This window comes from Parabacteroides sp. Marseille-P3160 (assembly GCF_900162725.1).
Taxonomy (GTDB): Bacteria; Bacteroidota; Bacteroidia; order Bacteroidales; family Tannerellaceae; genus Marseille-P3160.
This window is the reverse complement of record NZ_LT799418.1, coordinates 1,292,405-1,304,668: the sequence shown is the minus strand read 5'-3', so window position 1 is coordinate 1,304,668 and position 12,264 is coordinate 1,292,405. Positions and strand designations below refer to the sequence as shown.

Here is a 12,264-nt window from a genome sequence, read left to right as displayed (position 1 = left end):
TCTCCCCGGATGACTCCCCCCGAGCCATCCGGGGAAAAACACAGAGGGAATGAGAAAAGAAGAACGGTATAAAGGAGTGATTGGATGGTTTACCGAGCATATGCCGGTAGTGGGGACGGAACTGCATTACAAAGATCCTTTTCAATTATTAATCGCGGTCATCTTATCGGCGCAATGTACCGATAAGCGGGTGAATATGATTACGCCAGCGCTTTATGAAACGTTCCCTACCCCCGAAGTATTGGCGGCAACAACTCCCGAAGTAGTCTACGAATATATCAAGAGCGTTTCCTATCCTAATAATAAGGCAAAACATCTGGTCGGAATGGCCCGGAAACTGTTGAGCGAATTCAACGGCATTGTCCCGTCGGATGTGGATGAATTGCAGAAACTACCCGGTGTGGGAAGAAAAACGGCGAATGTCATAGCCTCCGTAGTATATGATAAGCCGGCAATGGCCGTCGATACGCATGTTTTCCGTGTATCGAACCGAATCGGGTTGACCACCGGCAGCAAAACGCCTCTGGCGACCGAAAAAGAACTGGTAAAATATATCCCGAAAAAACTGATACCGAGAGCGCATCATTGGCTGATTCTGCATGGACGGTATGTCTGCCTGGCGCGCCGCCCGAAGTGTGCGGAATGCGGTCTGACTCCCTGGTGCAGGTATTATACGGAAGTATTCCTTAAAAAGTAACCGACAACCCGTCGTAGGCAAAGTAGACGTTGGAGGGAAGTTCCTTCTCGGCATCCGCCTGTAGCCCGATCTTATGGCTCATGTGAATCAGGTAAGCCCGCTTCGGACGAATCCTGCCGATCTGCTCCAGCGCCGTATATAACCCCTCATGCGTCGGATGCTTTTCATCCCGCCGCAAAGCATTCAGAACCAACACATCCAACCCTTCCAACTTCGCATATTCTTCTTCCGGCAGGTATTTGAGGTCGGTCAGATAAGCCAATTGCCCGATGCGGTAACCGAAAATCGGCAGCCGCCCATGCATCACCCGGATGGGAATCACTTCCACGCCCGCCGCCTCAAAAGGTTGGTGGATGGCATGAAGTTCAAGGTTCGGTATGCCGGGATATTTGTTTGAACGGAAGCAATAGGGAATCCGGCAAATGATGGCGTCCGTCACATAGTCCTCCGCGTAAATGCCGATGGCCGACTCCCGGCAAAACGGGCGTAAATCGTCCAGGCCTCCCACATGATCATAATGCTCGTGCGTAATCAGCACGGAATCGATCCGGTCGATTCCATTGGAAAGCGCCTGCCAGCGGAAATCCGGCCCGCAGTCGATCAGCAATTTCTTGCCGCCGGTCTCCACCAGGGCGGACGAACGCAGCCGCCGGTCGTGGGGATCTTTGCTGGTACAAACTTCACACCGGCAGCCGATTTCCGGCACGCCGGTAGAAGTACCAGTCCCCAAGAAAGTTATTTTCATTATCCTATATATTTTACCTCCGGCATCAATAAAATGCCGAAACGTTCTTCCACGGCCAGGCGGATGCTCTCCGCAACCATTGCAATTTCGTATCCCCGGGCATTGCCCAGATTTACCAAAACCAAAGCCTGGCGATCATATACGCCGACTTCCCCATGCTTCTTTCCCTTAAAGCCACATTGCTCGATCAACCATCCGGCCGGCACTTTCACCCGCCCGTCGGGCAACGGATAAGACGGTATCTCCGGATAACGCTCTTTCAACCGTTGGTATTTTTCGGCCGGAAGGATCGGATTCTTAAAGAAACTGCCCGCGTTACCCAGCTTTGCCGGGTCGGGCAACTTGCGGCTACGTACCGTAAGGACGGCTTGCCGGACTTGGGAGGGCGTAATCTCCTTTCCTTCCAATTCCTCCTCCAACCCCTTGTAGCAGACGGTGCAAACCGGATGCTTCTGCAAACGGAGCGTGATGGCCGTAATGATTTGGGGATCCTTTTGCTCATCTTTGAAAAGGCTGTCCCGGTAGCCATAAAGGCATTCTTCGTTGGTGATCGTTTTCTTTTCGAAAGTCAATTGATTGTAGGCGTCGACCGACTCCAGTACGTCTTTCAGTTCGGTCCCGTAGGCGCCGATGTTTTGCACTGCTGCCGCTCCGGTCTCACCGGGTATGCCGGAAAGATTCTCCAGCCCCCCCCAGCCTTCCGCAACCGTATAAGCGACGACGTCATCCCAAATTTCGGCGGCGCCGATGCGTAGGAACACTTCCTCCGGCGTTTCCTTCACCACCTTGATACCCTTTATGGCGGAATGAAGGATAATCCCATTGTAATCATCGATGAAAAGCAGATTGCTCCCGCTCCCGATATGCAAGGAAAGGCATTCCTGGAAGTACTCATCCCGCAAGATACGCAATAACTCTTCTTCATCCCCGTATTCCATGAACCAGCGGCTCTTCACCGGCAAATGAAACGTATTATGCTTTTCCAACGGATAGTTTTCTTCTATTCTCATATTCGCTATTTTCCGGCAAAGGTACATAAATCGCCCGATTGCAGAGGATTGATTGATTATCTTTTCTATCTTTGCCGGAGCGTTATCTTTGCATAATTACTAAAAATGAAATATAAAATCGCACTCTATTGCCTATTGCTGTTCACCCTGTTATTCGCTTTCCTGCAATTACATAGCGAGTATCATTATTATTATGTCGAACAGAACCAGCTTTTTCTCAACACATGGCCTTACCTCATGGAACGATTGGCCTTGCCGGGAGGAGGCGCCCTTATCCTGTCCGAATTTCTTGTACAGTTTTTCGCCTATCCTTATGCAGGCGCCCTTATTTCAGCCGCCCTCCTGACCGGGATAGTTATGCTGACGGCTTCCGTCCTGTACAAGATTGCTCCGCTTGCGGTGGAATGGCCTATTTTGGCTTTCCTACCGGCGCTTTCGCTTCTGCTGATCCAGTTTGATTTCAACTACTTCTTGCAAGGGACCGTCGCTTTCCTGTTGATGTTACTATTCATCGAAGGATATTCCTTGCTGAAATCGCCGACCGGACAATTCTGTTATACGTTCATGGCGACCCTCTTGTTGTTCTGGTTCGCCGGCCCGGTCGCCCTTCTTTTTGCCGTCAGCATCCTGTTGTATCAAGCGGTCAGGCGGTCTAAACAGGTATACTGGTACTTTATCCCCATTGCACTCAGCCTGCTGTGCGGCCTGATATGCATAGAGACAGGCGTTACCGGAGATTATCGCCTGGCGTTTCTCCCCGACCTCTACTACCATCATCAGTTAAAGCCGGAGACGGTCCTCTATTTTTCCTGGATTGCCTTGCTCCTGGCGATAGTTTTCCTTTTCCTGCTTCGGAAAGGAAAAACGTCAGGAAAAAAGCGGCTGATTATCCAAGGTCTTTTGCAACTACTTCTTCTGGCCGTATTATTCCATTTCGGACTGGAGAAATACGACGATAGGAAATCCGAGAAATTCAAACGGTTCGACTACTACGCCCGCACCGGACAATGGGACGCCATTATCGACCAATCCAAGGACAAACAGACGAATTACCTTTATCTTTCCCTGTTGAACCTTGCGCTAGCGGAAAAAGGAGAACTCGCCGACCGGGCCTTCACGTTCGACCAGAAGGGTGTGAATGGTATCTTTCCCCAATGGAACAAAACTACAAACCTCTCTATTCTCCTCAGCGATCTGTTCTTCGCCATGGGAAATATAGCGAATGCGCAAGAGATGGCATTTGAAGCCTATATCTCCGCTCCGGGTTACGGCAATCCGAGGATGTTGAAACGCCTTATCCAAACGAACTTGATCTATGGGCATTGGGCGGTAGCCGAAAAATATATTACCCTGCTGGAACAGACCGTGTATTATAGGAACTGGGCGCATGACCAGCGCCGATTCCTCCGCAACAAAGCGGCGGTCGAACAGGATCCGCTATTAGGCGGTAAACGGGAATGCCTGCCTACCAGCCGGCAAAACGTCCTCGTCCTGCCGGATATCCTGGACTTGCCCTTATCGAAAATTGCCGAAGCCAATCCATCCGATCGCACCGCAATAGAATATCTCGGAACTACTTATCTGGTATGCAAAGAAATGAATCTCTTCCAGCAGTTTCTCGACCAGTATTACGGAACCGATATCCTGCCGGCCTTACCCCGTAGTTTTCAGGAGGCGGTCATCATCCTTCATGAAAAAGATCCGGAACAATGGAAGAAATACGGAATCGGGGATCAGATCATCCGGCGGTTTACCGGCTATAAGCAGCAGGTGTTGGCCTATAAGAATGATCCCGCCGCACCGGGATTGCTGCATCGCTCTTTCGGGGATACGTATTGGTTCTATTTCATGTTTAAATAAGATACGGCTATGAAACGCAAATACATTCTATATTTCCTTTTCCTTAGCAGCTTGTTTGTTTCCTGCTCGAATGAAACAAAGACGGGACGACCGGTAGACGCTCTCCCCGGGATTTTCCCGGACTATGCCGGAGTAACGATTCCTCCCAATGTAGCGCCGCTTAATTTCCATCTTACCCAACCGGCAGAGAAAGCACAACTGACGCTTTCATTCAACAAAATAAAATTAATCGTCAATGCCCGTAACGGGGCTTTCCGGATTCCTCCTTCGGAATGGAAAGCGTTGCTCACGACAGCAACCGGCGAATCCATCCGTGCCACGATTTCCGTCCGGAAGGACAAAGAATGGCTGACTTACGCGCCCTTTGTCTTCCATGTCAGCCATGAGCCGATGGATTCCTATCTGGCCTACCGGCTGATCGAACCCGGCTATGAGTTATGGGACAAAATGGGAATCTACCAACGAAACTTGGAGGATTACAGCGAAACGCCCATTATGGAAAATAAGCTGACGGAATTTAATTGCATGAATTGCCATTCATTCTGTATGCAGAATCCCGACAAGATGCTGTTCCACATGCGGCAGAAGAATGCCGGTACTTACTTGATCGACGGCGACCGGATCGAGAAACTGAACACCAAAACCGACCAAACGATTTCCGCATTGGTCTATCCTTCCTGGCATCCTTCGGGCAAGTATGTGGCCTTCTCCGTCAATGAAACCAACCAGGCTTTCCACATGAACCACCGCAATAGGATCGAGGTATTCGACCGCTCTTCCGACGTTGTCGTTTATGACGTTGAGAAACATGAAATCGTTACCGCTCCCTCCCTTTTTTCCAAAGATCGGTTCGAGACGTTCCCGACTTTCTCTCCCGATGGCAAGACGCTCTTCTTTTGCTCCGCCGAAGCACAACCCATGCCGGAGGAATTTGAAAAGGTACGCTATAGCCTTTGCCGCATTGCTTTCGATCCCGACTCGCGCACCTTCGGACATCAGGTGGACACACTCTATAACGCTACGGCCGACAGCGCCCGCAGCGTTTCCTTCCCCCGGGTTTCACCCGATGGGAATTATCTGCTTTTCACCCTTTCCGAATACGGCAATTTCTCTATCTGGCACCGGGATGCCGACCTTTATATCGCCGACCTGAAAACCAACCGGATACACCCGCTTAGCGCCGCCAACAGCAATGAGACCGAAAGCTATCACTCCTGGAGTAGCAACAGCCGCTGGATTGCCTTCAGCAGCCGCCGCATCGACGGACTCTATACCCGTCCCTACTTTGTCTACGTCGACACGGCCGGACAAGCATCCAAACCCTTCCTCCTGCCCCAACAGGACAGCCGTTTCTACGACCGCTTCATGAAATCCTACAACATCCCGGAATTCATTACCGGCCCCGTCAAACCGCAAGCCCGCCGTCTGGCCTCCTTCGCCCGCAAAGACAAAGGAACCGATATCCGCTTTGCCGGAAAATAATCCGTTTCTTTTTTATAAAACAGTATTAATTTTCGAACCATGAAAAATTTTCTTTTATCTCTCGTACTGTTATTTCCGGTGATGATCGTACAAGCCCAACAAACGTATGAGACATTGGACTTTGATAATTCCTATTACATAGAGCCCTGGACAGGGTCCGAAGAGACAACATCCCCGGATCAATCGCTGGCGTGGTTCGTCCATTTGTCAACCGGTGAATATCGTTTGAGAATGACAGGAAAGCCTAATCAAAAGGGTACTGAGTTCCAATTAATCGCACACATAAAACCTGTTGAAAACAATGGATTCAAAACCATTTCAAAAGAATTTACAATAAACAAAGATGAGGTTCAAGATTTTATTGTCAACAACATCCTTATTGAGAAAGAGGCCTTTTATAAAATTGAAATAGGAGGTAAGGAACTGAAAGGATCAGGAGGTTTAAATCTACAAACGATCGCTTTGGAAACACCCGAAGGAAAGGGAGGAAAAGCTCGTTTTGCCAAATGGAAAACATCCCCTTCGGTACATCTGAGCTATCTGCCCGATGACGAGAAAAAGCAAGAATACGACTGGTTATACGGTGAGATCCTGGTTCCGGCCGGATATGACCCGATGTATACATTCTGGATGTGCATCGGTTTTTACAGGGGCTATTTCGGCATCCAGGTAAACTCGGATACTGAACGACGCGTACTATTTTCCGTATGGGACAGTTCTGACGAAACGATCGATCGCAGGAAAGTCAAACAGGAAAGTCAAGTGGTTTTGCTGGAAAAAAATCCGGAAGTAGAAGCCGGAAGCTTCGGCAATGAAGGTACCGGAGGACAGTCTTACCTGATATATAACTGGAAAACAGGAATTCCCGTAAAGTTCCTAATGAACATGAGAAAACTTGATAACGGTTTTGTGGCTTATTCCGCTTGGTTTATGGACAAAGAGCCAGATGGATGGAAATATATAGCAACCTGGCAGGCCCCGAAAGAATCACGTTATTTTGATGGTTTTTACTCATTCATTGAAAACTTTGGGAAAGGTACCGGTCAAATGGTACGCAAGGGTAATTTTTATAATATGTGGGGCAGGCGTGTGAAAGACGCCCAATGGATAGCCTTCAACAAAGCAAAACTGACCCATACGGACGGCGAACCCGACAGTCGTAGCGATTATGCTGGAGGTATATCGGAATCCGACCCAACGGCTTTCTATATGAGATCGGGCGGATATACTGCTCCAATAGACAAAGAGAAGATTCTTGTAGCCCCAAAAAGGGCCGATCCCCCGGTAATAAATACAGACACGTTGGCAATAAAGGTTGACAAAGCCATTGAGCGAAAGGCTTATCTGGATCAGAGTGGCATAGTTCCCGATCAAAAAGTAAATGTTATAAAGACGGAAGCTTCGGAAGCGCAACCGGGCGAAGATATCGGCAAGTCCGTCGACGGTAATACGGCAACCTTATATCATTCCCGATGGGTTGGAACTTCTTTTCCGGTAACATTAACTTACTTTTTTGGTCCAACGGAACAAATCGACTATCTTACCTATTTTCCACGAACGGAAGGATCGAATGGAAATTTCAAGGAAGTCGAAGTGTGGGTATCAACGGAAGCAAATCCGTCGTTTGTCAAAACAGGAGATTATGATTTCGGAGGAGCCTCATCTCCCTCTAAAATTTCATTTAACGGAGGACTCAAAAAGCCGCGGGCGATAAAGTTTCTGGTTAAGTCTGGCATGGGTGATAGCCGCGGATCGTACGCAAGTTGTGCAGAGATGTCGTTCTACATTAAAAGCCGACAAACAAACATACCTCCGATTTTTTCCGACGAGACTTGTTCGGAACTCAAAAAAGATATCGACCATGAAAGCTTGGACACGATAAAGAATAGGTTCTTCAAACGCTTGGCACTCGCTCTTTATGAGAATCAATATGAAAAAGAATTTCGTATACAGGAATATAACCCCTACCCTCATCCGGAAGAAAATGCACAAAAGAATAAATCTTCCGCTTATAGTTTATTAGACAATCCTACAGGCATTTGTATAAATAAAGGAGAAGAGCTCATCGTTTTTGTTGGAAATACCGGTGGGGAAAATTTATCACTTCGCGTAATTGATTTTGACAAAGGAATCGAAAATAATAATTGGGAATTGAAAAGTAGCACCTTTTTGCTAAATGAAGGTGCCAACAAGATTGTGTCTGACCGTAAAGGACTGCTTTACGTGATGTATCATACCGGTAATGCCAAAGCAAAACCGGTAAAAATCCATATTGCCACGGGACAAGTAAACGGATATTATAATGTAGCAAAACATAAACCGGAAGACTGGATACGTTTACTCGATAAAGCTCAGGACAAATACTTCGATCTCTTGGGGCATTATGCACATCTGACGTTTCCCGTCTCCTCCTTCCGGTCTTATTGCAAGGACGGCAACAGACTTATCCAAGTATACGACTCTATCTCATGGCTGGAACAAAAGTTTACCGGGCTTTACAAATACGAACGAAGTAATACCAATAGGATGTATTTCCATGTAGATCACGATATGCCGGATGCTTGGGGAGCTTACGCGACCACCTATAGAACGGCATATCCGGCAAGCAGTTTGCGCGAATTATGTGATGCCGAAAAACTCCGGTCAACCGATATTTGGGGACCTGCCCATGAGGTAGGACATCTTAATCAATTACATCCCGGATTTTGTTGGGGCGGTATGGGGGAGGTATCTAATAATGTATATGCAATGTATGTTCAGTCCGCTTTCGGAAATCGTTCGCGGCTTGCCGAAGAAAAACTGGGAATCGAAGACAGTATTTATCGGAATCGTTACGAAAAAGGCTTTACGGAAATACTCGCCGCTCATGCGCTACATTCTACGCACAAAGATGTGTTCTGTAAATTAATCCCGTTTTGGCAACTGGAGCTGTATTATGCACAGGTCAAAGGACAAACGGATTTTTATGCCGACGTACATGAACAGCTCCGCCAGTATCCCAATCCGACAAGCGATAGCGAAGCTATCTTGGCCTTTATCAGGATTTGCTGCGATGTATCAGGTGAAGATCTGACGGATTTTTTTAAGTCGTGGGGATTATTAAGAGCCGTAGAATATCAAGGTAACTACGAAGGATATGGATCGGGTAGCCTGGTCCTATCCTGTACGCCGGAGCAAGTGGAAAAACTCGTTTCATATGCTAAAAAGTACCCCAAGCCGGCGGCAAACCTGCAATATATCCATGATGATTGCGTAAATCTGTTCCAAAAAGGAGCAACTCTATCCAAAGGTTCCGTTAAAATAGAAAAGAATAAAGTAACCTTGACGGATTGGAAAAATGCAGTTGTTTTTGAAGTGTACGATAAAAAACAATTCATATTCGTAAGTACCAAAAACGAATTTACGATCCCTGCTTCCGTTAGCAAACCGGTCATTTACGCTGTCCCGGCAAAAGGGAAAAAATTAAAAATAACAATCTGAATTGGAATGCTGCGCTAACGATGAATCCTTTTTTTGAGTATTTTGAATTGTTTTAATGATTGACTATATATACAAAAATTGAGTGCACTCATTGTAATTAATGAGTGCACTCAATTTTACAAGAAAGACAGGCGATTTTTATGTTCCGACTATCACATTCTGAATCAATCCACTATCTCAACTTTTATATCATCCAGGAAAATACGGTTTGTCGTAACTTCCTCCTTCGTCAAATCATAATCCTTTCCTAAGAATTTAATCTGTGTTTCCGAGGTAGCCCCGGTAATTTCAAAGCTGAATGCCCTGTCATCCGCCCAGATATCATTCTGGACCCCGGCTTCATCCTCTTTCTGGATATTCGGTACATTCTCCACCATGATTACATCGGTGCTCGGAATTCCTGCTCCGAGAATAATAATCTTCAATACCCTGGTGTCAACCACCGTCCCTGCGGCAGAAACATAAGCCGCCGCTTTGAACGTAACCTTCAATTTCCTGGTTCCTTCGATATCGGAAAGTTTGGGAGAAATAAGGTCGCCGCCGTAACCCGTTTTACCCAGCTTGACAAATCCCTGGCGTGCATAACACATGGGCGTATTTCCGCTTCCGGCCGCCGTATTAACGGTGCTGGTCCATCCCCTGTCTCTTTGCGCCTGTGTCCAGGCATCATATCGCGTTTCTCCCGTAGTTACATAAGGAACCGGGCTGCCATAAGCCAGCCAGCTGAAATCTTCTTCAAGTACGATCGTTCCCGGGGACTGTTCGACCGTTACTACCTGGGAGACTTCGGGATGTCCTACAGCCTTAAAGGTCAGTTTAACAGAGCGTTTTTTCCCGTTATTCCGTTCGGCATTCAGTACCAGTTTAGATGCTTCTGCCGTTTTCTCGGTAAGCCAGCTATTCTCTTCCATCGTATAAGTCCAGTCGATATTCGCTTTAACAGCAATATTTACCTCTCCTCCGGCAGCAGGAACCGATACCGGGTCTACCTTAATAGAAGGAGTATTGGCCTCTTGCTCGACTCGAAATAACACGGGCTGCTCTTCGCCATCTACAATAAAAGCAAAATTCTGTATACGCCGTACAAAAGTATTATTCACCTCTACAATGATAGTGAATTTCCCATCCTGGTCTCCTTCGCTGGGAAAACTTCTCACCCATTGGACATCGCCTTCTTCTTTAGCTACGATTTTCCATGGTCGGTTCGACCGGACGACGAATTTTTCGGTTTTACCATCCATGCCTGCAGTCAATCCCGCCGGATTATTTTCAATCGTAAAATAGGGTTCTCCCTCCGCTTCATCCTCTTTACAGGAGGAAACAAAAGCCATGGAAGCAACTATCAACATAAACAGGATGGCTCCCGTAAACTTTTCAAATATCATATCAGTTTTCATAAAGTCTTTATTAATCATTTATTAATCGCTTGCTTGCTCCACCATACGGGAGTTTTCATATTGTTTTCCCCTCCCATTTGTTCCAAGGCGATTTTTGCGTTTGCCCCGTTGGTAGACATGGTAACGCTTGGATAAGCAAACCGAGTCGGAAGTACCCGATCGTTATAAACCGCCCCTTCCCCGATGGTTAACACCGGATAACCCGTACGGCGATATTCATGGTAAGCCTCCATTCCGATCCAGAAAAGCGCCAGGTACTTCTGATTTCCCAGGAATTCTTCTTTATTCGATGCCGAATCCCAGGAACCGAGAGGAGATTGAAGGTAAGTATCGATATCTGTAGCCGTGATAGTTGCCGCAGGAACGGAATAAGCGCCTTGCTCGGACCACTTTTCCATAGACGCCTTTACGCCTGCTTCATAATACTGTTTAGCCTTCGCTTCCCCGCCGCTGATAGATCCCTTCAAAGCCGCTTCGGCGAAGATGAATTGGATTTCCGCATAATCCATGTAAATAGCCGGGGCATCTCTCCGGCAAAAGACTTTAAAGTTAAGCCAGGAGGTTCCTCTATCCACAGTGCTTCGTTCCTGGTCCGTACATCCGGACTTGGTTCCGATCCAAATGTCATTCGGATTGACTTCTTTGATATTGTTTTTCTTCCCTATGATCTTCAATCTCGGATCCTCATAGATTTGATTGCCATTCACATCTGTCTGGACAGTCATGCCGATAAGTTGTCTTGTCAGCTTTCTTCCGCTGGATGTGAATTCACTTTCGGATGTGATTCCGAAATTGCTGATATAAGGATCATTTCCTGAAAACTTGACGGTCGCATTGTCGGCATTCGAAGTAAAAACAGGATACTTGCCGGGATTGCCGAGGATCTCTGCAATCTTTTTACCGGATTCCATCTCCGGACGGCCGCTGACCCGGCAAAGAAGCCTCAGGTATAAAGAATTATTAAACTTGCGCCATGCCGTCATATCTCCTCCGTACATCCCGTCCATTGTCGGGATCTCAAAGACCGGATTAGTCGCATAAATCTCATTCGCTTTCTCCAAATCCTCAAACATAAACCGATAGACCTCCTGTTGGCTGTTAAACTTAGGAGTAATCGTTCCGTCTGCATCCACACCGGTAAAAGCCTCTTCATAAGGAACGCTTCCGAACATATCGGTCATATTGGAAAAAAACAAGACCTTGAAGGTAAGGGCGATCGCTTCCAACGACTTATCCCCATCCTTTTGCGCCAATTGATACATATGGTTCGTGTTTTTACCGTAGGTGGCATAATGGTTCCAGAATCCGTACCAGTCACGGGAATCTTCCAAAAAATACTGGTGTTCCCTGCGGGTCACTCCGCCGGTGAAAGCGGTAAATTGGATCAGCTCATTATTGTAATACCAGGTACGTTGCAACCATTGGTTTGCCGAATTATATAAGATAGGTTCGAACATATTGGATGCCTTAACCATTCCGACCGTCGGTTTATTGGGGTTCGTATTTATCTCTTCGAAATCATAGGTACAAGAACTTAATAAACCTATAACCAAACCCATCAGGATATATTTATACTTGTTCATCTCTTATGTA

At 47.0% G+C, this 12,264-nt stretch carries 8 protein-coding genes; 4 read left to right on the top strand and 4 right to left on the bottom strand.

What is annotated here, in order from left to right:
• Positions 1 to 49 precede the first annotated feature (49 nt).
• Positions 50 to 697 (top strand): endonuclease III, encoded by a 648-nt coding sequence (gene nth, locus BQ8014_RS05225; protein WP_080903444.1) that lies wholly within the window; start codon positions 50 to 52, stop codon positions 695 to 697.
• Here nth and BQ8014_RS05220 read toward each other — a convergent pair.
• Positions 687 to 1,442 carry an MBL fold metallo-hydrolase gene (locus BQ8014_RS05220; protein ID WP_080903443.1) on the bottom strand — a complete coding sequence of 252 codons (756 nt, stop codon included), beginning with the start codon at positions 1,440 to 1,442 and terminating at the stop codon, positions 687 to 689. The genes nth and BQ8014_RS05220 overlap by 11 nt on opposite strands.
• On the bottom strand, positions 1,442 to 2,452 hold the full coding sequence (murB, locus tag BQ8014_RS05215; protein WP_080903442.1) for a UDP-N-acetylmuramate dehydrogenase: 1,011 nt from the start codon (positions 2,450 to 2,452) through the stop codon (positions 1,442 to 1,444). The genes BQ8014_RS05220 and murB overlap by 1 nt, the downstream gene beginning before the upstream one ends.
• Before the next feature lie 105 nt (positions 2,453 to 2,557).
• On the opposite strand from murB, the gene BQ8014_RS05210 reads away from it, so the two are divergent.
• The 3 genes from BQ8014_RS05210 to BQ8014_RS05200 are packed head-to-tail and all read left to right on the top strand — an operon-like array spanning position 2,558 to position 9,274.
• The gene (locus BQ8014_RS05210) at positions 2,558 to 4,312 is read left to right on the top strand and encodes a DUF6057 family protein (protein WP_080903441.1); all 1,755 of its coding nucleotides are present in this window, start codon (positions 2,558 to 2,560) and stop codon (positions 4,310 to 4,312) included.
• A gap of 9 nt (positions 4,313 to 4,321) precedes the next feature.
• Complete coding sequence (locus BQ8014_RS05205) at positions 4,322 to 5,794, top strand: TolB family protein (protein WP_080903440.1); 1,473 nt, start codon at positions 4,322 to 4,324, stop codon at positions 5,792 to 5,794.
• A 39-nt stretch (positions 5,795 to 5,833) separates the two neighbouring features.
• Positions 5,834 to 9,274, top strand: coding sequence for a DUF3472 domain-containing protein (locus BQ8014_RS05200; RefSeq protein WP_080903439.1), 3,441 nt, complete (start codon positions 5,834 to 5,836; stop codon positions 9,272 to 9,274).
• 164 nt (positions 9,275 to 9,438) lie between these two features.
• Here the strand turns inward: BQ8014_RS05200 and BQ8014_RS05195 are convergent, their stop codons facing one another.
• Positions 9,439 to 10,671, bottom strand: a complete 1,233-nt coding sequence (locus BQ8014_RS05195) for a BACON domain-containing protein (RefSeq protein WP_139785084.1) — start codon at positions 10,669 to 10,671, stop codon at positions 9,439 to 9,441.
• Between the two features lie 14 nt (positions 10,672 to 10,685).
• Positions 10,686 to 12,254 carry a SusD/RagB family nutrient-binding outer membrane lipoprotein gene (locus BQ8014_RS05190; RefSeq protein WP_080903437.1) on the bottom strand — a complete coding sequence of 523 codons (1,569 nt, stop codon included), beginning with the start codon at positions 12,252 to 12,254 and terminating at the stop codon, positions 10,686 to 10,688.
• Between the last annotated feature and the right edge of the window lie 10 nt (positions 12,255 to 12,264).